This is a genomic window from Rhodococcus sp. KBS0724, assembly GCF_005938745.2.
In the GTDB taxonomy this organism is placed as follows: Bacteria; Actinomycetota; Actinomycetes; order Mycobacteriales; family Mycobacteriaceae; genus Rhodococcus_F.
The window spans coordinates 1,895,001-1,919,976 of the sequence record NZ_VCBX02000001.1; the positions used below are offsets into that span (position 1 = coordinate 1,895,001).

Here is a 24,976-nt window from a genome sequence, read left to right on the forward strand (position 1 = left end):
TTAACCCGTGTGGGGTAGCCGTAGCGAAAGCGAGTCCGAATAGGGCGATCGTAGTGGCATGCTCTAGACCCGAAGCGGAGTGATCTACCCATGGCCAGGTTGAAGCGACGGTAAGACGTCGTGGAGGACCGAACCCACTTAGGTTGAAAACTGAGGGGATGAGTTGTGGGTAGGGGTGAAAGGCCAATCAAACTCCGTGATAGCTGGTTCTCCCCGAAATGCATTTAGGTGCAGCGTCGCGTGTTTCTCACCGGAGGTAGAGCTACTGGATGGTCTAGGGGGCCCACAAGCTTACCGAAATCAGCCAAACTCCGAATGCCGGTGAGTGAGAGCGCGGCAGTGAGACTGCGGGCGATAAGGTTCGTAGTCGAGAGGGAAACAGCCCAGATCGCCAGCTAAGGTCCCTAAGCGTGTACTAAGTGGAAAAGGATGTGGGGTCGCGAAGACAACCAGGAGGTTGGCTTAGAAGCAGCCACCCTTGAAAGAGTGCGTAATAGCTCACTGGTCAAGTGATCCTGCGCCGACAATGTAGCGGGGCTCAAGTACACCACCGAAGCTGCGGCATTCACGCAATAGCCCCCAGTTGATCCAAGGATTTTCTGGCAGGTGTGTGGATGGGTAGGGGAGCGTCGTGTGGCCATGGAAGCGGCAGGGTGACCTAGCCGTGGAGGCCACACGAGTGAGAATGCAGGCATGAGTAGCGAAAGACGAGTGAGAAACTCGTCCGCCGAATGACCAAGGGTTCCTGGGCCAGGTTAATCCGCCCAGGGTGAGTCGGGACCTAAGACGAGGCCGACAGGCGTAGCCGATGGACAACGGGTTGATATTCCCGTACCCGTGTGAACGCGCCCATGGTGAATCAGTGATACTAACCGTCCTGAAGCCACGAGAAGACCTTCGGGTCTCGAGTTGGTGGATGCACGGGACCTGATCTGGTAGTAGCCAAGCGATGGGGTGACGCAGGAAGGTAGCTGGGCCGGTCAGTGGTAATACCGGTGTAAGCGTGTAGGGCGTGACCTAGGCAAATCCGGGTCGCATATAAGCCTGAGACGTGATGCGTAGCCGATTGAGGCGAATTCAGTGATCCTATGCTGCCGAGAAAAGCCTCTAGCGAGCTTTCACACGGCCCGTACCCCAAACCGACACAGGTGGTCAGGTAGAGAATACTAAGGCGATCGAGATAACTATGGTTAAGGAACTCGGCAAAATGCCCCCGTAACTTCGGGAGAAGGGGGGCCCTGTCTGGTGACGACATTTACTGTCTGAGCTGGGTGGGGCCGCAGAGACCAGTGAGAAGCGACTGTTTACTAAAAACACAGGTCCGTGCGAAGTCGTAAGACGATGTATACGGACTGACGCCTGCCCGGTGCTGGAAGGTTAAGAGGACCGGTTAGTTCTTCGGAGCGAAGCTGAGAATTTAAGCCCCAGTAAACGGCGGTGGTAACTATAACCATCCTAAGGTAGCGAAATTCCTTGTCGGGTAAGTTCCGACCTGCACGAATGGCGTAACGACTTCTCAGCTGTCTCAACCGTAGACTCGGCGAAATTGCATTACGAGTAAAGATGCTCGTTACGCGCGGCAGGACGAAAAGACCCCGGGACCTTCACTACAGCTTGGTATTGGTGTTCGGTTCGGTTTGTGTAGGATAGGTGGGAGACTGTGAAACGGTGACGCCAGTTATCGTGGAGTCGTTGTTGAAATACCACTCTGATCGAATTGGACCTCTAACCTCGGACCATGATCTGGTTCAGGGACAGTGCCTGGTGGGTAGTTTAACTGGGGCGGTTGCCTCCCAAAATGTAACGGAGGCGCCCAAAGGTTCCCTCAGCCTGGTTGGCAATCAGGTGTCGAGTGCAAGTGCACAAGGGAGCTTGACTGTGAGACTGACAGGTCGAGCAGGGACGAAAGTCGGGACTAGTGATCCGGCACCGGCAAGTGGAAGCGGTGTCGCTCAACGGATAAAAGGTACCCCGGGGATAACAGGCTGATCTTCCCCAAGAGTCCATATCGACGGGATGGTTTGGCACCTCGATGTCGGCTCGTCGCATCCTGGGGCTGGAGTAGGTCCCAAGGGTTGGGCTGTTCGCCCATTAAAGCGGCACGCGAGCTGGGTTTAGAACGTCGTGAGACAGTTCGGTCTCTATCCGCCGCGCGCGTAAGAAACTTGAGGAAGGCTGTCCCTAGTACGAGAGGACCGGGACGGACGAACCTCTGGTGTGCCAGTTGTTCCGCCAGGAGCACCGCTGGTTAGCTACGTTCGGAAGGGATAACCGCTGAAAGCATCTAAGCGGGAAGCCTGTTCCAAGATGAGGTTTCTCACCCCCTCGAGGGGGTAAGGCCCCCGGCAGACCACCGGGTTGATAGGCCAGAACTGGAAGTACAGTAATGTATGCAGGTGACTGGTACTAATAGGCCGAGGACTTACCACAAAGAAGCTACGCGTCCACTGTGCGGTATCTGAAACAACACACAGATACCTTGAGAAAACCTTGTTTTCTCCATCCCCCAACACCATTGATTGGTGTTGACGGGTGGTGAAACCACGGTGATCGACAGGAAAGTTACTGTGACAGTTTCATAGAGTTACGGCGGTCATAGCGAAGGGGAAACGCCCGGTCCCATTCCGAACCCGGAAGCTAAGCCCTTCAGCGCCGATGGTACTGCACTCGACAGGGTGTGGGAGAGTAGGACACCGCCGAACACAACTTGAGAAAGCCCCCCAACCTTTGGTTGGGGGGCTTTTTCGTCGTTCCCACCCCAGCACCGCCCTGCGGGATGTGAGCGAACGGTACGTTCGGTCGATCTGAGGCGCCGAAGGTACCGTTCGCACCACAAGAGGTGGGTTAAAACTCCGCAAATTGGGTCGTGTACGCCGGTAAAACTGAAGGGTTGTCGGCAGTTCATGGCATAGTGAACACCTATGGCTGGCCTCCGCAACTCCAGTGGCTCGCACCTGCGACTTGTGCCGACAGGATTTGATCCGCAAGAAACTACCGCTTCACCGCACTCTTCTGATATGTCTGGACTTCCCGCGAGAAACTCGCATGGGCAGCGCCGTTCAACGCCGGCAGGTCTACGAATCTCGATTCGGCTTGAAGAGGTGTCCACGCAGATATCACGGCGGCTGATTGTCGATTCCGATTTCACGCTCGATGATTTCCATGCTGTAGTTCAACGGGCGATGGGCTGGCACGATGTCCATGGACATTCGTGGCGGAAAATCGGGACACGTTTTCCCGGTGATTTCTTGGAATACGCTCCGCTCAATCGTGTGGCTGATCGTCGTCGAAGCGGCCAGAACACCGTCGCCGAAAACGAGGTCCACGTTGACGAAGTTCTATTGTCGCCTGGAGACATGATCCAGTACCGATACGGCCGGGCGGGTGCTTGGCGGCATTCTGTGACTCTTGAATCGGTCGACGACAAAGCTGCGGACCAATCCGCGGTCTGTATTGAAGGTATTGGTGCGTGCCCGCCCGAAGAGTGTGCCGGACCTGAAGAATTCGAGCAGCTGTTGCGAGTGCTGCTTTCCGAGGAACTGCGCTCTCGTGAGTGGACTCTGGAGTGGGCACAAACCGATTTCCAGCCGAACAGGTTTGTGTTGGCGGAGGTTAACGAACGATTGGCTCACTGTGTCGGAACGGTGGCGCGCGAGTCCGTCATCGAATCGTTCCCTCGCACCTTCGATATCTGGAATCTTTTCGAATTGCTTGCGCCGGCCAGTGCACCTGAGCTGCATGACGTGTTTGCGATGGCGGGACTTGACGATCGTTCCGAGTCTTCGTCGCAGGTACGTGTTGCTGCGAGCGCTCGCCTTCAGATGTTGCTGACGTTGATCGGTGACGACGGAATCGATGTCGACTCGTTCTTGTCGACCGTCGACGCCGCGCTGGATCAGCCGGAACTCGAGCCGGTTAATCTCCCCAAAGCTCAGCGATTGTTGGTACTCCTCCGAAGCTGGGGTTTAGCCAGGAAGCTGAAGGGCAGGATTGTTCTGACACGTCGTGGGCGTTCAGCAAGTGCAGATGCCGACGTGTTGTGGGACTGCATTGTCGAGGGAGTCCCGGTGGCATCGGCGGGACGTACGCGGGCCGTTGAACTTCTTGTCCTACTTGCTGTTGCTGCAGGGCTGGAACCATCGGATCGACATCACCTTGTTGCAGGAACTCTTGGTCAGATCCGATCATCACAGGCGTTGATCGCGGATCCCGGGATCTCGGGCAAGTCTGCCGGCACCACCATCGAGGTCCTTGATCTGCTCGGTGCCATCGGATACGACCTGGTTGGGATGGCCTCGACGTCGGATATGCCCTGGGCGCAGCATCTTGCACGGGCAGTCCTTCAACGCTAGACAGCATCGCTGGAACGAGCAGGGGTCCGAGCCTGATTCAGGCTCGGACCCATGTGTTTGGTGCAGTGTCAGATGTTGACGCCGTAGTCACGGGCAATACCCGCGAGGCCGGACGCGTATCCCTGGCCGATGGCGCGGAACTTCCACTCGGTGTTGTGTCGGTACACCTCACCGAAGAGCATGGCTGTCTCTGTGGACGCATCTTCGGACAGATCGTAGCGGGCAAGTTCTGATCCCGTGGAGAGGTCGACCACGCGAATGTAGGCATTGGTGACCTGGCCGAAGGACTGGAGTCGAGCGTCGGCGTCGTGGATCGATACCGGGAAGAAGATGTTGGTGACGTTCGGCGGTACGGCCGGGAGGTCGATGTTGATTACCTCGTCGTCTCCTTCGCCTTCGCCGGTGAGGTTGTCACCGGTGTGCTCGATGGCTCCGTCGGGAGACCGAAGGTTGTTGTAAAAAACGAAGTGTAGGTCGGAAAGTACCTTGCGTTCGGGGCCGGTGACCAACGCACTCGCATCGAGGTCGAAGTCAGCGCCACTGGTGCTTCGCGCGTCCCACCCAAGCCCGACAGCAATTTTGGTCAGATTGGGTGCTGCTTTCGACAGAGATACGTTGCCGCCCTTGGCAAGTGTGACGCCCATTCAGGTTCCTCTCGTTCGAATGTGGTGGTGGCCGCATTCGTGAGTTCTGTGTTGTCCGTTCGCAAATAACCATACCGTTCCCGACGATTGTGCGGCGGAACCAGCCTGCGTTCACTCGAAGAGCGAACGGATGTCCTCTGCGCCCAGAGTGGAACTGAGCAGTTCATCGGAGTCCATGACGCTGGCGAACAGTGCAGATTTCTTTGCTTTGAGAGCCATCACCTTGTCTTCGATCGTGTCCTTGGCGATGATGCGATACACCATCACGTTCTTGGTTTGGCCGATGCGATGTGCTCGGTCCACGGCTTGAGCTTCGGTGGCAGGGTTCCACCACGGATCAAGAATGAAGCAGTAGTCGGCCTCAGTGAGGTTGAGGCCGAAGCCGCCGGCTTTGAGACTGATCAAAAACACTGGCGCAGTACCGGTTTTGAACTTTTCCAACACTTCGCCGCGATCGCGTGTGCTGCCGTCCAGATAGCAGTGCTCGATGTTGTCAGCGTCGAGGCGACGGCGAACGGAGTTAAGGAAACCGGTGAACTGACTGAAGATCAAGGCACGGTGCCCGCCGGCGATGACGTCGTCCAATTGCTCGAGAAGTGCGTCGACTTTGGCTGATGGGATCGCAGCGTTCTTGTCGTCGATCAGCGAGGCGTCGAGGCTGAGTTGGCGCAGTAGTGTCAGTGAAGCGAGGATGGTGAAACGGTTCTTGTCGACGTCGGACAGCAGGCCGAGGATCTTCTGGCGCTCTCGTTGGAGATGGGTGTCGTAGAGCGTGCGATGCTTGGGATAGAGGTCGATCTCGAGTACTTGTTCCTGCTTTGCGGGTAGGTCGCGAACCACCTGCTCTTTGGTGCGTCTGATCATCAGCGGTTTGACGCGGCGGCGCAGTTGCTCCAATCGCTCTGTGTCCCCGTTGTTTTCGATCGGTCGTCGGTACAACTCGGTGAAGTTGGCAGAATTCGGAAACAGTCCGGGAGCGGTGATCGCAAGCAGCGACCACAGTTCGGTCAGGTTGTTCTCCATCGGTGTGCCGGTGATGGCGAGTTTGAACGGTGTCTCGATCTTACGGGCGCACTGGTGGACTTTGGATTTGTGGTTCTTTGCAAACTGGGCTTCATCGAGGATGAGTCCGGACCAACTGTTGGCCGAATAGGCGTCGGAGTCGAGGCGGAGCAAGGCGTACGACGTGATCACGATGTCGGCGCCGACCACGATGTCGGTGAGATCTAGGTTCTGTCGTTTGAGTGTCCCGGAGACAACGACCGTACTGAGTTCTGGTGTGAATCTGGCGATTTCGGATTTCCAGTTCGAGACAACGCTGGTGGGGGCAACGATCAGAAACGGTGGTGCAGTCGGATTGGCTTGGCGTGCGCGGGCAATCATCGCCAGTGTTTGGAGTGTCTTACCGAGGCCCATGTCGTCGGCCAGTATTCCGCCGAGTCCGTGTTCCAAAAGGAAATTGAGCCACCGGAATCCGTCGATCTGATAGGGACGCAGTGTGGCCAGCAATGTCGACGGGACATCCACTTGGTCGATGGAAGCATGGGTGAGCAACCCGTCAACTTGCTTCTTCCACTGCGCTGCTTGATGTTCGACGATTCCCAGTGACGTCAGGTCGTCCCAGAGTCCGGCCTGGAACTTGCTGATTCTCAGCGGGCCGTTGGGGCGGTCGAGGAGGGAGCGTGCTTCAGCGATGAGCCGTTGCAGTTCACGGAGTTCGGGTTTGTCGAGGCTGAAGTACGCGCCGTCGGGGAGGAGAAGTTCGGTGGCTCCGATACTGAGGGCTGAGAAGATGTCGGCGAACGGCACTTCCTGGCCGTCGGCGTTGATGGTTACCCCGAGGTCGAACCAATCAGATCCGGCGCTGTCCGGCGAGGTACTCGTGGAGAGCCCGATGACAAGCGAATCGTCGGCGGCGCGATAGTTGGCGGGTGTCCCGTCGACAGTGACGTCAGCGTCCGGATGGTCACGGAGTAACGGAAGGACATCGAGGGTGAAGCGCATGGTGTCCAGGCCTGCCAATGGACCGTGCACCAGTTCTCGGGAGCGTGGCTCAGTGACATCGTTGCGCCTGAACAGAGGGCTCACGGTGTCGAGGATGGATTGTTCCTTGGCGGGCGAGCGGCCGTCGAGAGCCCCGGTCTGTTCGTCGACGCCGACGGTCAACCGATCGTTTCCGATGGTGTATTGCCACTCCCATGTCAGGTCAACACGATGATCATTGTGGTACTTCGCTTGCAGGTGGAGAACCGGGCCGCTGATCTCGAGTGATGTGTACGAATTGTCGGAGGAGATGATGTCGGCAACCGCGCTGAGTCTGATCGCAAAGCGGGAGGTGAAGCCTTCGCGGTGCTGCGCCGGTATGTCAATGGTGTTGCCCGCGTCAATGAAGTCCTCGAGTGCGGGGGAGACCGGTGTATTCAACGGCGCCAGCCGGATCCTGCCGTCGTCGCCGACTGCATAGACTCCGTGGGCGTCGGCACCGATTGTTCCCCAAATCGGTGGCGTTGGCTCTGTTTTCCTATTGCCGTCGATTGTGAAGAACGGCCGGGGCGCCACCTGAAGACCGTTGTTCGGTCCCTGCGTCACATCGATGCAGACGTCTACTCCGTCGCCGATTGTGACCGGTCCGAGGCTTGCTTTGGCGTGGAGGAGCGGAATACCGGCCTTCTGCGCCTCGGCGAGTAATGCCCACAACCCAGGGCTCGGGAAAGCCGACAGATCGAAATCGGTTGCGTTGTAGTGGCGGTACGCCGTTCGGCCATTCATCAGTAGGTGGATGTCGTTGAGTATTCGGATGTGCTGAGCTGGGTGTTGGTAGAAGCTGCCCAGCTTGTTCCACGCGAGGCCTCCGGAAATCCACCCCCGAGAGCCCGGTTGCACCGGTTTGACCAGTAGTTGGTTTCGGGGGCCGTTGGCGCGCAGAGTGAACTGGATGCCCAGATCGGCAGGGCCTCGTTCGACAGGATTCGGCCGCAGTAGTGCCCGGATCGCGTCTTCCCAGTTCTGCGGCGCCGGGGGTTGTGAGGACCTTGCGGCGGCAGCTATGACCAGGGCGGCGACGTGTTTGCAGTTCATGCGCACAGGGCATGTGCAGATGCCACGGAGGATGGTGACGACGTTGCTGGTGTGGTCATGGGATCGTCGGCTGAGCCACACCGTAGATGTGTACTCCTCGTTGCCGACAACATCGCCTTCGAGCGTCTCGGTCGACTCGTCCCACCCGAATTCTCGAACAGCTCCTTGACGGAAATAGTCGAGTCCACGTTGAAATGTAGTTGTGCCGACAACAGCGCGGATTTGGTCCAGATCGAGGACTGGGACTGATTCCGGCGGCATGTTTCCACCCTAATCCGCACGTCCGACACCGCTGTGAATGAGCGTAATGACCGTCGATTTGAAACTGGACGGTATGTTCACTTTGTCGGGATTAGATAATTGGAGTCTGCATGAATGCCCTTGTGAACACGCCTGCCCGGATCGGGAAGGTCGGAGCGGCGCTGATCGCGATGTGCGTCGCGACTGTGTCGCTTGTCGGAGTCGGTACGGCCGGCGCGCAGTCGAGTACCGGCAGCACCGGAAGTTTTGATTTCGGATCAAGTGTTCCTGAGATATTTCGCGATGATCCGGGGCCTCTTCCGGTTTTGCGCGACGACATAACGGCTGCGGCCGTCGTTGGCGAAGAACACACCGGAGTGCAGGCGTCGCGTCTGACGATTGCGTCGCCGGCTTTGAAGCGTGAGGTTGGCGTCGAAGTATTGCTTCCGGCAGACAACTCGGTTCCGCGCCCGACGCTCTACATGCTTCAAGGCGTCGACGGCGGTGAGGGCTCGAACGGATGGGTGACCATGGGCGGCGCTCCCGCGTTCTTTGCTGACAAGAATGCGTATGTCGTCATGATCAACGGCGGCTCGGCGAGCTTGTTCTCGGATTGGGAGAGCGCGGACCCGGCGCTCGGCCTGCACAAGTGGGAGACCTTCATCGCGAAGGAGCTGCCGCCGTTGATCGACGATCACTTCGGTACCAACGGCGTCAACGCGATTGCCGGGACGTCGATGGGTGCGCAGGGAGCGATGATGCTCGCTCATCGGTATCCGGATCTGTACCGCGGCGTCGCGGTGTTCAGCGGTTGCTATTCGACGATGGATACCTGGGGACGAACCAGCGTGCAGGCGACGATCACCTCGCGTGGCGGTGACCCGGCCAATATGTGGGGAGAACTCGGCGGGCCGCAGTGGGAGGCACACGATTCGGTGTTGAACGCAGAACGCTTGCGCGGCAAGGAAATCTACATCTCCACTGCCAACGGTGCCCCTGGGGTTAACGAAACGCTGCAGACGCCGGAACTGTTGGAGCGACTGGTTGTCGGCGGTGGGATCGAGGCTGCTGCGAAGGTATGTACCAAGGTGTTCGATCAGCGATTGCGCTCACTCGATATCGAGGCCACCGTGGACTACGAGCCCAACGGTACGCACGCCTGGGCGTACTGGCGTGAGCGCTTGCCGAAGGCGTGGCCGACGCTGTCGAAGGCTCTGGGTGTCTGACGCCGTGCGTGCATCTTCCGCTTCGCCGCTGATCAGACGTGGTGCGAGGGGCCAACAGGTGAGCGTGTCCGAATTGCACGGTATCTTGCAGGTGACTGTATTTGATTGTTTGGGAGCCTGATGTCGAAGTGCCTGACCCCGCCCACCCCCGTGCGGCGGGCGGGAATTGTTGTCACGACTGCGTGTGTGTTGGGACTGCAGGTGCTCGCAATCACGTCTGCCGGCGCGTCGCCGACCCCCGGCAGTATCGAGCAGTTGGAATACGGCTCGACCGTGCCGGGGTCCATGCAGGGCGATCCGGGCCCGTTGTCGCCTCTGGTGGCCGGCATCACCGCCCCGACAATTGTCGATGAGAGTGTGACGGGACCGCAGTCAGTTCGCTTGACGGTGGCATCTCCCGCATTGCGGCGCGACGTCGGCGTCGAAATTATTCTTCCCGCAGACAATTCCGTGCCACGACCGACCTTGTATCTCCTGGACGGTGCGGATGCCCGTGAGACGTCCAGTGGCTGGGTCAGGTACGGCGTGGCACCGGATTTCTTTGCCGACAAGAACGTCAACGTCGTGATGATCAACGGCGGCAAGGCCGGCATGTACACGGATTGGGAGAACGAGGACCCGGCACTTGGACTGCACAAGTGGGAAACGTTCATCGCGAAAGAGTTGCCCCCGCTCTTGAACGCGAGATTGAATACCAACGGCGTCAATGCAATTGCGGGCATTTCGATGGGCGCCCAGGGCGCGATGATGCTCGCTCACCGAAATCCGGGCCTGTACAAGGGGGTAGCGGGTTTCAGCGGGTGCTACTCGACCACGGACACCTGGGGTCGGGCCAGCATTCAATCGACGGTGACATCGCGCGGCGGCAACACCGACAACATGTGGGGAGTGCCAGGCGGGCCGGAATGGGAAGCGCACGATTCGCTCCTCAACGCCGAGCAACTGCGTGGAACCGAAATCTATCTGTCTGTCGCGACCGGTGTGGCGGGCTCGAACGAAACCTTGCAGACGCCTGACTTGGCCGACCGTCTGGTGGTGGGCGGCAGCATCGAGGTGGTGGCAAACATGTGTACCAAGGCTTTCGACCAGCGGCTCGACGAACTTGGTATCGATGCCACGGTTGACTACGAACCGACCGGCACGCATTCGTGGCCGTACTGGCGTGAGCGTTTTCCCAAAGCGTGGCCGACATTGTCCAGGGCGCTCGGTATCTGAGAAGAAAAGTATCTGAGAAGAAAAAATGTCCCCGCACCGATTGGTGCGGGGACATTTTTTTGGTGCGACCGAACTAGGCGTCGACAAGTTCCTCGGCAAACGGATTTCCGTTGCGCGGCGCGTTGAAACGGGTCGTGTCGAGGATCCCTTCACGCTTGGCCACGATAACCGGGACGAGTGCCTGTCCGGTGACGTTGACGGCCGTGCGGCCCATGTCGACGATCGGTTCGACAGCCAGAAGCAGGCCGACGCCGGCAAGCGGCAGTCCGAGAGTCGAGAGGGTCAGGGTGAGCATGACTGTTGCACCGGTGGTTCCGGCGGTGGCGGCCGAGCCGATCACCGAGACGACGACGATCAACAGGTAGTCGGTGAAGTTGAGCGGGACGTCGTAGAAGCCGGCAACGAAGATGGCTGCGATTGCGGGATAGATTGCGGCGCAACCATCCATCTTGGTGGTGGCACCCAGCGGCACGGCAAACGACGCGTACTCGCGCGGCACGCCGAGATTACGCTCGGTGACGCGCTCGGTCAGCGGAAGTGTGCCGATCGACGAGCGGGAAACGAAGCCGAGTTGAGTGGCAGGCCACACGCCGGAGAAGAAGTTCCGAACCGAGAGGCCGTGGGCAGCAATGAGAACCGGGTAGACGACAAAGAACACGATCGCCAGTCCGATGTAGATCGCTGCGGTGAATACGCCGAGCGATCCGATGGCGTCCCAACCGTAGGTCGCGACGGCGGTGGCAATCAGGCCGGCGGTGCCGATCGGCGCGAGGCGAATGATCCACCACAGAACCTTCTGAATGATGGCCAGGAGAGACGCGTTGAACTCGAGGAACTTCTCAGCCTTGGCGCCGACCTTGAGCGCCGCGATACCGATTGCTGCCGCGATGACAAGCAGTTGCAGAACATTGAAGCTCAGCGAAGTTGTAGCGACGCCTTCGGTGACTGACGTCTTGGCACCCAGGCCGAGGAAGTTGTTCGGCACCAGGCCGGTGATAAACGCCCACCACGATCCGGAACTCTTCGGCTCCTTGGCGGCTTCGGCAGCGACGTCGGTACGTGAACCGGGATCGGTGATCAGGCCGACGACGATGCCGATGATGACAGCGATGAACGCCGTGATCGCGAACCACAACAGCGTTTGCACAGCCAACCGAGCAGCATTGGCAACCTGACGCAGGTTAGCGATGGAACTGACGATGGCGGTGAACACCAGCGGAATGACCGCGACCGTCAGCAGCTTGACGTAGCTGCTGCCGATGGTCTGGACAGTTCCGACGAGCCAGTTCACATTGCCGTCTGCGGCGTCAGGCATCGCGCGGGCAACCAGACCGAGAATGACACCGATAACCAGACCCGCAACAATCTGAGGTCCGAATGATGTTGCCCACGATGGGAACCGGGTCTTTGTTTCCGGCACGCCGGTGGAGGTGGAGCTGGGCATGACAATGCCTTTCAAAAAATTGAAGAGAGCGAAACACGGCACGCCGTGAAAAAAGTTCAGGCGGGGTTTCGTGAAAATGTTTCCTGGTGCGCGTCGATCAGGCCGAGCGCGGACACATTGCGCTCGCCTGCAGGCGAAGGTCGACGTAGCGTCGAGAGGTCAGGAACAACACTGCGAACACTCTACTCGTAGCTTCAACTACCTGTGATTCCGGGCGGTTCGTGGGTGTGCCCGAACGAGCGCCGAGGACTCGATGACTAGTGTCGAGGTTCGGTAGGTGCACCGGTACCTGCGCGTCGGCGAGCGGAAGCGAGAGACCGATGAGCGTTCGACATGCCGAATATCCACGTCCGAAGCATTTCCTGGTGCATGTGAGCGATACGCACCTCGTCGACGATGGGGACTTGTACGGCGCCGTCGACGCGACGGCTCGACTGCGGCAGATTCTTGCCGGAGTGGAGGCTTCTGGGGCGCGCCCGCGGGCGTTGGTATTCACCGGTGATCTCACCGACAAGGGGGAGTCGAACGCCTACGAGAAGCTGAAGGCGATCGTGGACCCCGTGGCCGGCAGACTTGGCGCCGAGGTCATCTGGGTGATGGGTAACCACGACGATCGTGAACACTTCCGAACGCGGTTGTTGAACGAGTCACCGTCGACCCAATCGGTCGATCGGGTCTACGACATCGACGGCCTCCGCATCATCACGCTCGACTCGACCGTTCCCGGCCACCACTACGGATCGATCAGCGACGCCCAGTTGAATTGGCTGCGAACACAATTAGCGACGCCGGCACCTGACGGAACGATTCTGGCCCTTCATCACCCGCCCGTTCCGTGTATCCAGGATCTGGCTGTACTGGTCGAACTGAGAGATCAGTCCAGGTTGGCCGAAGTGCTCCGGGGAAGTGACGTGCGAGCAATCCTCGCGGGCCACTTGCATTACTCGACGACGGCGACGTTCGCGGGAATTCCCGTGTCGGTGGCATCGTCGGCCTGTTACACCCAGGATCTCAACGTCCCCGTCGGCGGACAGCGTGGCCGAGACAGCGCACAAGGCTGCAATCTCGTCCACGTGTACGCCGACACGATTGTTCACTCGGTAGTGCCGATCGAGCGTGACGACGTTGTCGGCGACGACACGGTGGGTGAGGCCGTCAGTGCCCGCGACGGCGCGGTGCGTCTGGCAGACGCCGGCATTCGCATCGGTGAGCACAACGATATTTCCGTTGCGCAGTAATGCGCGTCAGACCTCCCACGGCGCTTTGACGGGATAGTAATTTTCGAGGAACTCGGTGACCTTGCGGGTGCGTAGTTCGAGATCGATCTCCGGTTCACTGCCGTCGTTGAGGCAGAAGAAATCCATCGAACGGTCTTTGAGTAGTGAATTCATCTGTCGCAAACCGGCTTTGACGGTGGTGTCGACGTATTTGACGCTAGCCGACTTCTGTACGACGGAGCGGCCACTCATCAGTGCGTAGTAGTGGTACAGCGAATTGGTGACGGAAATGTTGGTGCTCGCCCGGAAGGTGCTCGCGGCCGTGGCCGCAAAATCGTCCGCGAATTCGCGTTCCATTTCCGCCATGACGCTTTTACGCAGCGGGGTGGCGGCATGCTCGAGGTGTCGGGTTGTCATCAAACCGAATCGCTCCTGTAGGAGACGTCGATTGACGCGCGCCGCGTTTTCGAACCCGCTGCGATCATCGTCGTTGTGCCCCAAGCCTATTCGCGTGTCCGCCTCGATGAACATGCTGATTCCTCCGGGCGAGAAGAACATGTCGGGGCCGACGGATCTGCCGAAGAACATGTCGTCGTTCGAATAGAGGAAATGTTCGGAGAGTCCGGGTATGTGATGCAGTTGGCATTCGACAGCCTGAGAATTGTGAGTGGGCAGCACCGACGGGTCGGCAAAGAACTTTTCGCTGGGCATGAACGTGACCCGAGGATCGTCGGCCAACCATGCCGGACGATCGGAATCGGTGGCGACAAAGATCCTTCGGATCCACGGCGCATACATGTGCACGGACCGTAGCGCGTACTTCAATTCGTCGATTTGACGGAATCGTGCCGCGGATTCGTCACCTTCACCGACAATGTAGTTCTGCATCCGAAGTGCGCGTTGCGCCTGAAATTCTTCGGAAGAACCGTCGACCCAGGAAAAGACGAGATCGATGTCGAAATTGATGTCCGATGCATGGGCGGCAAACATATTCTCGATCGTCGGCCATACTCGGCCGAAACGCTCCACCGTGCCGCGGACTGCTTCCTCCGAACGCACCGTCCGACGCGTCAGTGAATTTTCGACAGGCAGAACAATCTCGGTGTCGGATATCGACCACAGTTCGATCTGAAGACCGATGTTCGCGCCGTAGTTGAGGCCACTCGCCAGATGAACCCGAGGCCGGAACAGTCGAAAGATGCGGGCCTTTGCCGTGGTGGACAATGCGCCGTCGGCAATCAAGAGCGCTGGGCTCTTTTTCGCGTCGAGTGTCTTCGAATAAAAAGGAGTGTTCTGGCATCCGTCGATCAGCGCGCGGCGCAATTTCTTACGATTGGCCCAGTTGACCGCGACTACCGCTCGTTCGTCGTTGCCGCGTACGAGGAGGTACTCGATACCGGCCGCGTCGAGAATATCGCGGATGAAGAGGAGGTCCTCGATCATCGCCTCGAGCGGGGTCGTGGTGACGATCGGGAGCGCAATCCGATTCTTGAATCGCACAGTTTCCGGGCGATCCTCCAATCGAGCGCGCACGGAGGACGAGACGGGTTTCACGGCGTCAGCGGTGTCCTGCTCCGGTGGTACGAAGTAGATGTCGTGCGGAGCGGGAGATTGTGTAATGACGTGCCTTTCGATGACAGGACCCGCGGTGGCGGTGTTTGGCCAGTCTAGTCGGGCTCACCGGGTCTTGAAGGCTGGGTTGCGGTGTGCCAAAAGCGGCAAAACCGACTAACTCCGATATGTCGACTTGGCGCATTTTGAGGGCCAACGGCGAAATTGTCCGACTCATGTGGTGATATGTGTTCGTGCAATTCGGGGTGGGAAAGATGCATCAGTCCTCATTGCATATGTAGCAAAGACCCATGATCGACCGAAATACAGCATTAAGTGCTCTCCGAGTTCTGGTTACCGTTTTATCCCCATTGCAAGGAGCGTTCCTTGGTACGACCACCCGACCCATTCGACTTCAGTGACTATTCGCGCCCGCAGCCGGGACACGGTGGTGCACCCGATCCGGGAGCCGGTGATTTCACCCGGCCGCCCGGAGGATTCAATACCCCGTCGGCACCGAGTCAGCATCCGGGAATGCCGACCGGTGATTCGTTCAGCGCTGCAAGCCCGAGCACTGTCGTTCAAGTACGCACCGCACCAACCGCCTGGCTTGCCGCCGCAGGTGCCGTCGCCGTGATCGGTTTGATCGTGGCCGTTGTTGCCTTCGCCGTACTCGATTCGGGTCCGCTCGCAGTGGTCGCCTGGATTCTCGGTGGCCCAGTGGCAATCGGGTTGCTCGCGCTCTTTACATATCGCGACACACAGGCGCGTGCCAGTGCGTTCTATACGGAGCCGCTGTGGGTGTCGTCGGTGACCCGTGTCGTACTCGCTATTTCATGCATTGCAGTACTGATCAGTGCGTGGAACATTGCTGATTGGATTGGACGGCTGTGAGCAGAATACGTACCGGTGCGCTCTTCGTTTTCGGAATTCTGTTGCTCAATGCGGTCGGTGGACTGGGAGTGGCCGCCGCGCAGGCGGCCGGAAACGAGAGCTCGGCCGTCGGTGACTTCGGATCATGCCTCGCGTCGCAGCAGACTGGAGATCTTCTTCTTCTCGTAGACGAGTCCTCGAGTCTGCAGACTTCCGACCCGGACGCGGCTCGAGTGTCTGCGGCAAATTTCCTGCTGGATCGCCTCGCTGCCTTCGGCGAATCGGCAGCGGTCGACCTCAATGTCGCGATCGCGGGATTCTCGAGTGACTACACCGTCCATACCGGGTGGACTTCTCTGAATTCGGGGAGCTTGCCCACTCTCAAGAGTTCGATCGAAGAGTTCCGTACTCGGACAACTGGCATCGATACCGACTACTGGGGCGCGATAAACGGCGCCCAGAACGAATTGGGCGATCGTCCGCAGAACGCCGACGGTTCAAGCCGGTGTCAGGCAATTGCATGGTTCTCGGACGGAAAATTGGACTTCACCGAGCGCGATGGCAGTAAGCCGTACGCACCTGGAGTCAGCTTGGGCTCGCCGGACGGCGTAAAGCAGGTCGTCGCAGCCGCCACCGAGTCGATTTGCCGACAGGCAGGTATTGCAGACCAGGTGAGAAGTGCAGGTATCAAGATGTTCGGAATTGGTCTGGCGTCGGGAACCGCCGTTGCTGCCGACTTCGATCTGATGCAGGCGATCACCTCTGGTGCATCTGGTGACGGCGCGGCGTGTGGCGCGGTACAGGCGCCATCCCCTGGCGAGTTCTTCCTGGCTCAGAATATCGACGATCTACTGTTCGCGTTCGATTCCTTCAGCACTCCCGGCCAAGCGCCGCTCGAACGAGAGAATGGTATCTGCGTCCAGCAGGTGTGTGAGGACGGCAAGCATCGGTTCGTCCTTGACCGTTCGATCAGTGCCGTGAACGTGCTTGCTTTTGCCGACGCCGAAGGTTTGATTCCGACTGTGGTGGCCCCGAATGGTGAGCAACTGGCGCTGCCACTGGCCGCTCTGCGAACGGATTCTCGTGGGCAGCTTGCTGGTGTCGAGATCAATTACCGCTGGGAGTCGCCGAATTCGGTGTCGTTCTCGATGTCGGATACCGGCTCGGATCAGTGGCAGGGCGTGTGGGCGCTGGTATTTGTAGACCCGACCGGAACCGCAGCCCAAGCGCGATCGAAGTCGAACATTCACATCTCGGGCAATTTGTTCCCCGCCTGGCTCGGACAGAAGACAACCGCTGTGCACACGGGGGAAAAGACCAGTGCCATCGAACTTGGAATCGTCGGCGCAGATCGCGCGCCCATCGACCCAGCCTCACTGCTGGGTACAGCCGAGCTGTCCGTCTCGGTCGTGGATTCGTCCGGGACAGTCCACGACGTGGCAGCGCCGCTGCCCAAGGATCGAATCGGTGAGTCTGTCGAACTCGATCTCACTGATGTACCGCCGGGAGATGCGACGCTTCGCCTGACACTGGACGTCACTACCGCAGACGCTCCGCGCATCGACGGCGGTGTCGAGCCGGGAACCGCGCTGACAGCTCAGTCGGTCGACATCGCGCTGCCGATTGCGCCGCCGATCGGTTACCCCGCGCTTCCCGCTCGCGTTGATTTCGGCACTCTCGAAGGTGCCGGCGTTTTCGAGCGCAGCCTGGATGTCACCGGCGCCGGATGTGTTCGATTGGACTCGGGTCAACCGGTGTCCTTCACCGGTTCGCCGGACGGTATCGGTTCGGTGGCCCTCACTGGTCCAGCCGAGGAAGCACAGTGTCTCGAATCGAATGGCACTCTTCCGGTATCGATCGACATCGAGAATGCAGTCAACGGAACAGTCAGCGGAACGATGTCATTGCTCGTGTCGCCGGTTGGTGAGAGTGATCGCGAGATTTCGGTTCCGGTGCAGTTCACCGCGGACGTCCAGAAGCCGGTCGACACCGGCACGTTCTGGCTGACGCTGATTGTGGCGCTGTTGCTCGGCCCAGGTATCCCACTGTTGCTGCTGTATGCCGGCAAGTGGTTGACCGCCAAGATTCCGCCGGGTGGCCTCAAGGCTCAGCAGTTCCCGATCGAGATCCGAAATGGCGAGGTTCTCCGCGACGGGCGCCCCTTCGGACTGCGCGACCGCGATCTTGTCGATTCGGTGCGGGGAATGCATGAAGCTACCCGTCTCCTCGACGCCGCCGGTGTCGAACTGCGCACACATGTAGGCCTGTCGCCGGTTGGAGCCGGATACGTGAGCGCACGTCTGCCGGGAATGTTGGGAGCGTCGAATTCGAATCCGGCGACGGACAAGGACGGTAATGCGCACCTTCCGCTGGCGGTGCACAACTCGTGGGCTGTCTTCCACGATCCGAACGGTTCGCCAGAGGTCGCGACCCTGTTGCTGCTGATCGGTACTGATGCGGACAGCACTCGGGTGGAAAGAGTGCTCGACGATGCTCGGCGCAATGTGGCCAACGCGGTATCCCAGTTGCGGGGGCGATCCGTCGACACGTCTGGCCCACATGGTGATTCCGGCTCGCAACCAGGTTCGCCGATAGCCGACCCCTTTGGTAATCCACAAGCGGGTGCACATCAGTCCAGTGCTCAGCCGAGTGGGTACGTGCCAGGCGGATCTACCTGGACGCAGCCAGGGACTCCCGCAGGCAACGCGGATCCCTTTGCGCCCCCGAGCGGATTCGATCCGTTCGGACCGCCGGACAGTCGAGGCAGGCAATGACATTCAGCGTAGGCATCATCATTTGGAGAGGACCGGCATGAGGCGTTTTCTGGTAGTGGGGTGCGGCGGCTCGGGCGCTGTCACGTTGTCCTACATGATGGACCAGCTGCGATCGGACCTCGCCGCGGCCGGCGTCGAGAAGATCCCGTCCGGCTGGCAATTTGTGAGCCTCGACGTTCCGACCGCGCCCGAGACGGGGCCGGACGGACTGAACAACGTTCGCGATCAAGGTGGTACCTACTTCGGCAGTGGGCCGCAGGGTGATTCGTACGCGGTACTCGACAACGCGCTCTCCAATCAACTCGCAGCTCGACAGCAGTTGAGTTCGATCGCCACCTGGGCGCCGCGGGATCCGCGCAATGTGCCGGTGCCGATAGGTTCAGGGGCCGGTCAGTTCCGCGCACTCGGACGGATGATCACACTGAGTAAGACGGCCGGTATCAGTGAGGTACTGCAACGGGCTTGGGACGAATTGTTCACCGTCGCGACCGAGACCGAGATGCGTTCACTCGACATTCCCGGTGGTGGTTCCTTCGATCCGGGTGAAGCGCCGATAGTTTTGGTGGTGTCATCGATGGCCGGTGGCGCCGGTGCGTCGATGGCGTTGGACATCTGCCGATTGCTCACTCTCATACCACGTTTGGATCCGAAGATGATGGGCGTGTTCATGGTTGCGCCCGACATTTTCGACGCATTGGGTAAGAGCGCAACTACTGGTGTCAGTGCCAATGCGCTGGCAATGCTGGGTGAGATCGTCGCAAGTCAGATGGGTTCGGCACGTGAACACGACGTCACCATCCTGAAGGCGCTGGGTCAGCAGAACGGTGAGGGCGCCGAGGTTCCGTTCGCTCGCGTGTTTCCGGTCGGCCGTCGCGTCGGCACCGAGGGCGCGCCTTTCGGCGACGGTTCGCAGAATGCGATCTACCGCGGGCTGGGGCGTGGGTTGTCCGGGTTGATGATGAGTGGGGCCGCAACTCGGCAATTCGTTCAGTACGACCTCACCAACGGTGGTGGTCTGGCTGGCCTGCGCGAACATATCGGTTGGGGCGCCGGAGCCTGGGACAGCCTGCCCTGGGGCACATTCGGGTTCTCGAGTCTGAGTATGGGGCGCGATCGCTACGCGGAGTACGCTGCCCAGCGATTGGCTCGCAGTAGCGTCGACCGTCTGCTCGGCGGTCACCTGCAGCGTGGAAACCCGGCTTCGGACGAAGAACAGGTCAATGCCATTCTCGACAGCCAGTGGCCGTCGATTCTGGCGCGGGTCGGCCTGGCTGATCGCAATTCCGGAGGCGGTGCGTCGCCGGCGAATGTCGGCGCGTGGATCACCGGAACAGTTCTGCCCTGGGACGAGATCGGGCGCATGTCGCGTCAGGTCGTTGAAACACAGCTCCGTCCGTATATCCCGTCCGGCGACGGAATGAACGCCAAACAATGGGTTCCGGATGTGCAGCAGGCGATCCGTGGTCGTGGCCCCGCCTTGCGTGGCGCGTCGGACAGCGCAGCACTCCTGCATGCTTTCGGTTGGCAGGATCGCATCGTCTACAACGTCGAATCGATGGTTGCCGACGCCGTAGCTACCCTCGGGTTGCCTTATGCCACAGCCATTGTCAATCGTTTGTCGACGTACCTCCGCGATGTCATCCGGCCGGCGGCAGAGGACCTAGCGAAGTTGGCGCCTGCAGATATCACGGCGCCGACACCTGGCGTCACCGGAACACTGGCCAGCCTCAACGGAACGATTCCGATGAGTGGTGCCGTCATCGATTCGGTTGTGGTGGAGTACCAGAACAACGTCAATCGGCAGATTTACTCGACCCTTTCGGGCAAGGTGCGCGATATCGTCGCAGCCTTGGTGCCGGAAATCTTGACGCCGTTGTTGGCGGCGCTCAACGAATCTCAGACGGTTCTCCGGATTGCCAGCAAGACGCCGGCAATCGACGTCGGTTTGGCGCGGTTGGAGACAGATCAGTATGCGGCCTGGCCGTCCGATGCGGCAGAACGTGTTCCGCAGCGTTTCGCGGAGGCCAACAACGAGGTGATGCTGACACCGTCAGCGGAGTTCCTCGCGCAGTATCGCAGCGATCTTCCCATGGCAGTCGCGGAGGATTCGTCCGTGCCGCCGCCATTCGACACGGCCGTGCAGATTGCATCACAACGAGTTGTCACAGGTTTGTGGCCCACCACCGACGGATCACGTGCACCGGGGCAGGTAGTGCCGCTGATCGAACGAACGGCGACGTGGCGGTCGAAGGCATTTCCGGTCAACCCCTCGACCAACGAGGCGCTTATTCCGTCGGCGGCTCGATATGACGTTCATCTGCGGGCCGGTGAATTGCTCGGCCGCGCCAGGGCATACGTCTCACGAACCGGTGAATCCTTCGACCGGTTCTGCAAGGTGACGTTGAGGGATTACATCGTGGCATCGGGAGTCCCCGAATACGAACTGCAACAGCGCACTTCGCTTCTGCTGTCGAAGTTCGGCGAGGCGCTGTCGCTCGCCCGCCCGCTCGCGAGTGTCAATCAGCAGGCGATGGAGGCGTTGCATCCGGGTCAGCAGATCGCATACCGGTACAAGTTCTCGGCGGTGCCTTTCCTCAATCTTCCGGTATCGGAACTTCTGGCTCAGGTGATCAGCCACAATCCCAAGATAGATCGCGAGACGGGTGACGGTTTCGGGCGACTGCTCACCGACGAGGGCGGACTGAAACGCCTCGACATCTTCGGTTCGTACCCGAACTATTCGCCGCTTGCCTACGATTCCGTGCTCAAACCCGCTGCGAAGCAATGGGCGGATTCCACTCCGTCGCAGCAGGAGGCATTCTGGTCGATGCGACGGTCGCGCCCGCTCGCTGCGTCGCTGCCCATGCACGAGAACGAGCGTCGTGCCATGACGGCTGGGTGGTTCCTCGGACTGGTACTCGGTCGGATCCGGATCCCGGCACCGCCGTTCCTGGAACCGGTGCGAGTCTGGTCGGCGGCAGAAAGCGCGTGGCTTGACTTCCCGAACCCGTTGCTCACTCCGCCCGGTCGCTTCGGAGCCAACAACGACTGGTTGCCGGCGGTGCTCGAATCGGTTCTCCTGGCGATGGCTCAGTCGCATCAGCAGCCGGTGATGTCCTCGATGCATCCGTACCGAGCGCTCCGCTCGATTTACGATGCGACGCTGGAAGATCCGGCACGGGGAATCAACGAGATCTCGGCGAAGTCGGCGTTGACCGAGTGGCTCCGAACCGGTGACACGCAGACTGGATGGCCGTCCGCGATTCCGGCTTCGGACAGCGCGTCCACGATCGAGGAGCGCAGCGCCAAGACAGTTGAGTGGCTGGAACGTTTGAATGCATTTGTGGGACACCACTACCTGGCGCCAGGTCAGGATGGAGCGGCAGGCGGCGGCACCTTCTCGCAGATCACCTCGCGAGGACAGGCGTCCAAGACGCCGATTTTCCGTGACCTTGCACCTGACGTGTTCTGGGCTACCGCCGAGCTGTCGGTCATGGTCAAGGAATGTGAGGAGTCCGCTCTCCGCCCCGTTGAAAGTAGCTTCCCCACAATGCCTTCGGCTGGATTCGGAGACAACGACATCGTGATTCCCGACTTAGGACAGTTCTGACATGAGTGTGTTGACGGTTTTCCTCGCGGCTCCCGGACCGGCTGACGGTGTGCGGGACGTCCTGACCGACCTTTCCTCGGCTGGGTTGCTCGACCCTTTCCTGTGGATCGACGAACGTGACGTGACCTCGGGCTTGCCGGGCGTGCGCGCTACTTCCGTCGACGGGGGCGAGGTGTCCACTGTTGCGCTGCAGAATGTGTTGGCTTCGACGAGGGTCACACGGGTGCGACTCTGTGTCCTGGTCCCGTTCATCGAGGGGGCTCAGTCGGTTCGCGTCGAATCCGAACGCGCGATTGCGGATATGCTCGTCGCAAATTCGGGTAGTGCACAGTTGGTCCGGCTCCGGACGATCCTGACTCGGGGTGGGTCTTCTGCGCCCGCGTCGGCAGTTCCGGCACTGGCGGGCTGGCACAACCTCCTGATTGCACCGGAAGATTCCAACGGTCCGGGTATGGGCCATGTTTCACTCTCTGCCACCACCGATGCCGTTGTGATCGGGCGAAATGCGGCACCCGTTGTTGCCGGTGTCGTCGGTTTGTGGTCACACGCTGCGCACGCACCCTTCGACGATCTTCATGTAGTTCCCGGCGACGCGATTCGACTGGTGCGTTCCTTCTACCGTCGGCTCGAAACATCTGGGGCGGAACACGATCTGCGTGAGCAGGTTCTCGATATCGGTGGACCGCTTCCACTGCCGATCGATGCCGGTGGCAGTGTGGTCTACGTCGAAGACGTTCCACTCGCGACCGGAGCCATGGCACAGAACCTGTGGGTCAAACATCGTGGAACTCTGATCGGGTCGCGAGTGCCGATGCCGGCCGATGCGGGTTCGCAGGCAATCAGCCTGTGGCGGGCACTGGTGATGTTCTTCAGCTTCATCGGTTCTGCCCTCCGTAATGCCCCGATGGCTTTTTACAACCGGGTATCGAGGGGTGTTTCCGGCGCTGTGGCGTCGACGCTCAATGCGGCGGTTTTCGGGACGGAATCCTCGGCGTACACAATTGTCGTCAACGGAGTCGGACCGGACGGGCGTTCGGTGAAGTGGTCCGAATTCACGGCCGCGTCACATCAGATGATGACGGCGTTGGATTCGGGAAGTGAGAGCCGCCATCACGCGGCGTCCACCGATCTGTCCAGACTATGGAGCGATTACTCCGCGGGCGCACTCACTTTGGCAGATGCCGGGGAGCGTTCGCAGGGACTACCTCCGGTCCAGGTCGGCGCGAATCGAGCGGTGATTCGCATCGCGGGTGACATCGTTCCTGGCAAGGCTCAGCGGTTCACCGACGTCCCGGGAATCATTGCTGCCAGCACGGGCGTCTCCGGACTCGATGCGCATGACGTTCTCGCGATCTCCGATTTCCGGGCTCAGTTGCGTGAACTCGAACAAGACCAAGTCCTGGGGCTGGAAGCGCGCCGAACGGTCGGCGCTGTGGACGCCTGGGGACAGACCATTCGTCGTTCGTACGGATTTGCGTTCGGCCAGCTTCTCGCTGAAGGAATGCGTTCGACGCGATCCGAAGTGAGTGCGCTGCTTGGGAAGTTGCGTGCTCATTCAGGGTTCGAAGATCAGTCCGAGGGTATTCGGAACCGTCAGCGGGGACTGGCGCGGTGGGCTCAGATCATCACTCTTCTGGCTGTGCTGATCATCGGAGCCGCGGGTTACCTGACGTACCGCGACATTATGGTGTGGTGGCACTGCGCCCTGGTTGTCGTTGTGACGATCGTCGTGTGGTTCGCGAGTTTGTTCATCCTGTTCACCCGAAGTCAGCAAGAGTTGTTCCAGATGATCAACCGGCAGCGACGAGCCGCTGGTGAATTGGAGGCGGATCAGGCGAATCTTCGCACGGCACTGCGTGATCTGGATCGGCTGTCTGCCGCGTACCGCCAGCATGTCTCGTGGAGTGCGGCGTTGGGGACTTTCTTGGCGGAGCCGCTCGGAAAGGCACCTCAGCGTTCTGGTTCCAGCCGCCAGATCGAATGGGGTCTGCCGCGGTCAGCGGCCATCGGGTCGGCGCGGCCGGAGCCCGGCCGGATTCTGGAGGTAGCGGAGCGGCTGCGCAGCGAATTGTTCACGGTGGGTTGGATGACCTCACCGTGGGACGAATTGACGCGCGCAGCAGGCGAGCATGTGGGAGCTTTGGGACTGGACGTTCGGCAGAGCCCGGAGTTGCTCTACGCAAAGCAGGGGTGGGGATCTGGTTCGGCCCTCGATGTGTGGTCGGACAAGCTGGCTGACGGAGAAATCGCTCTCGACGGCGCCGACGTTGTCTGGGAGCGGGCTCTCGCGGAGTTGGGGAACTCCAAGGTTTCATTGCTCACGGAATTGGTGTCGTCGGTCGAGGTTCGAGACCAGGGACAGTCGCGTGTGTTGACTCTCGACGGTTTCATGGCAGGCGTCGGGGCCGCGGGAGAGATTGCGCAGAGTGGGCACTTCGACAGGACTTTGTTGACCGATCTCGCAGTGACCAGCGGACGTGCGGCAGTGTGTGGTGGCCGAGCAGATCAGGTTCGCCTCGGACTGGGATTGCTTTCGGTAACCACTCAATTCAGTGAAGGCCTTGCGCGCGAGGAACTTCAGTTCGGCGGCGAAAAATCGCCGATCGAAGACGAGCGGTCGTTCGAGATTCCGGTATCGCCGGACGCCGGCGCCCTCGACGGTTTCGGAAAGCATTCTTCGGTGGCACCCGTTTCCGATCCATTCCGTGCGCCGTCCATCGACGGCATGAACTTCTGAAAGAGACGTTGAGCG

The 24,976-nt window shown here is 59.9% G+C and carries 12 protein-coding genes and 2 rRNA genes (1 of these 14 running past the window's edge); 10 read left to right on the forward strand and 4 right to left on the reverse strand.

Going from position 1 to position 24,976, the window contains the following annotated elements; all coding sequences use genetic code 11:
* The 3 genes from FFI94_RS08795 to FFI94_RS08805 all read left to right on the forward strand — a co-directional run.
* Window positions 1-2,430: ribosomal RNA gene (locus tag FFI94_RS08795) — 23S ribosomal RNA — on the forward strand (it extends 704 nt beyond the left edge of the window).
* 155 nt (window positions 2,431-2,585) lie between these two features.
* Window positions 2,586-2,702: ribosomal RNA gene (gene rrf / locus FFI94_RS08800) — 5S ribosomal RNA — on the forward strand.
* 315 nt (window positions 2,703-3,017) lie between these two features.
* Window positions 3,018-4,352 (forward strand): plasmid pRiA4b ORF-3 family protein, encoded by a 1,335-nt coding sequence (locus FFI94_RS08805; RefSeq protein WP_138872625.1) that lies wholly within the window; start codon window positions 3,018-3,020, stop codon window positions 4,350-4,352.
* A gap of 68 nt (window positions 4,353-4,420) precedes the next feature.
* Here the strand turns inward: FFI94_RS08805 and FFI94_RS08810 are convergent, their stop codons facing one another.
* Both FFI94_RS08810 and FFI94_RS08815 read right to left on the reverse strand, forming a co-directional pair.
* Complete coding sequence (locus tag FFI94_RS08810) at window positions 4,421-4,996, reverse strand: TerD family protein (RefSeq protein ID WP_138872626.1); 576 nt, start codon at window positions 4,994-4,996, stop codon at window positions 4,421-4,423.
* 111 nt (window positions 4,997-5,107) lie between these two features.
* Window positions 5,108-8,335 (reverse strand): DEAD/DEAH box helicase, encoded by a 3,228-nt coding sequence (locus tag FFI94_RS08815; RefSeq protein ID WP_138872627.1) that lies wholly within the window; start codon window positions 8,333-8,335, stop codon window positions 5,108-5,110.
* Between the two features lie 110 nt (window positions 8,336-8,445).
* On the opposite strand from FFI94_RS08815, the gene FFI94_RS08820 reads away from it, so the two are divergent.
* Both FFI94_RS08820 and FFI94_RS08825 read left to right on the forward strand, forming a co-directional pair.
* The gene (locus FFI94_RS08820) at window positions 8,446-9,540 is read left to right on the forward strand and encodes an alpha/beta hydrolase family protein (RefSeq protein WP_138872628.1); all 1,095 of its coding nucleotides are present in this window, start codon (window positions 8,446-8,448) and stop codon (window positions 9,538-9,540) included.
* 120 nt (window positions 9,541-9,660) lie between these two features.
* On the forward strand, window positions 9,661-10,755 hold the full coding sequence (locus tag FFI94_RS08825; RefSeq protein WP_138872629.1) for an alpha/beta hydrolase family protein: 1,095 nt from the start codon (window positions 9,661-9,663) through the stop codon (window positions 10,753-10,755).
* Window positions 10,756-10,828: 73 nt separating this feature from the next.
* Here FFI94_RS08825 and FFI94_RS08830 read toward each other — a convergent pair whose 3' ends face one another.
* Window positions 10,829-12,199 carry a dicarboxylate/amino acid:cation symporter gene (locus FFI94_RS08830; RefSeq protein ID WP_138872630.1) on the reverse strand — a complete coding sequence of 457 codons (1,371 nt, stop codon included), beginning with the start codon at window positions 12,197-12,199 and terminating at the stop codon, window positions 10,829-10,831.
* Window positions 12,200-12,519: 320 nt separating this feature from the next.
* Here FFI94_RS08830 and FFI94_RS08835 point away from each other — a divergent pair, with 320 nt between their 5' ends.
* The gene (locus FFI94_RS08835) at window positions 12,520-13,437 is read left to right on the forward strand and encodes a phosphodiesterase (RefSeq protein ID WP_138872631.1); all 918 of its coding nucleotides are present in this window, start codon (window positions 12,520-12,522) and stop codon (window positions 13,435-13,437) included.
* A gap of 6 nt (window positions 13,438-13,443) precedes the next feature.
* Here the strand turns inward: FFI94_RS08835 and FFI94_RS08840 are convergent, their stop codons facing one another.
* Window positions 13,444-14,859, reverse strand: a complete 1,416-nt coding sequence (locus FFI94_RS08840) for a stealth family protein (RefSeq protein WP_397495553.1) — start codon at window positions 14,857-14,859, stop codon at window positions 13,444-13,446.
* Between the two features lie 495 nt (window positions 14,860-15,354).
* Between FFI94_RS08840 and FFI94_RS08845 the strand changes: the two genes are divergently transcribed.
* Genes FFI94_RS08845 through FFI94_RS08860 form a run of 4 tightly spaced genes read left to right on the forward strand, consistent with a single transcriptional unit; the run spans window position 15,355 to window position 24,961 of the window.
* A complete protein-coding gene (locus FFI94_RS08845; protein ID WP_138872633.1) occupies window positions 15,355-15,861 on the forward strand; it encodes a hypothetical protein in 507 nt (168 codons plus the stop codon).
* A complete protein-coding gene (locus FFI94_RS08850; protein ID WP_138872634.1) occupies window positions 15,858-18,614 on the forward strand; it encodes a vWA domain-containing protein in 2,757 nt (918 codons plus the stop codon). Before FFI94_RS08845 ends, FFI94_RS08850 begins: the two co-directional genes overlap by 4 nt.
* Before the next feature lie 37 nt (window positions 18,615-18,651).
* The gene (locus tag FFI94_RS08855) at window positions 18,652-22,224 is read left to right on the forward strand and encodes a tubulin-like doman-containing protein (protein ID WP_138872635.1); all 3,573 of its coding nucleotides are present in this window, start codon (window positions 18,652-18,654) and stop codon (window positions 22,222-22,224) included.
* A 1-nt stretch (window position 22,225) separates the two neighbouring features.
* The gene (locus FFI94_RS08860) at window positions 22,226-24,961 is read left to right on the forward strand and encodes a magnesium transporter (protein ID WP_138872636.1); all 2,736 of its coding nucleotides are present in this window, start codon (window positions 22,226-22,228) and stop codon (window positions 24,959-24,961) included.
* Window positions 24,962-24,976 lie beyond the last annotated feature (15 nt).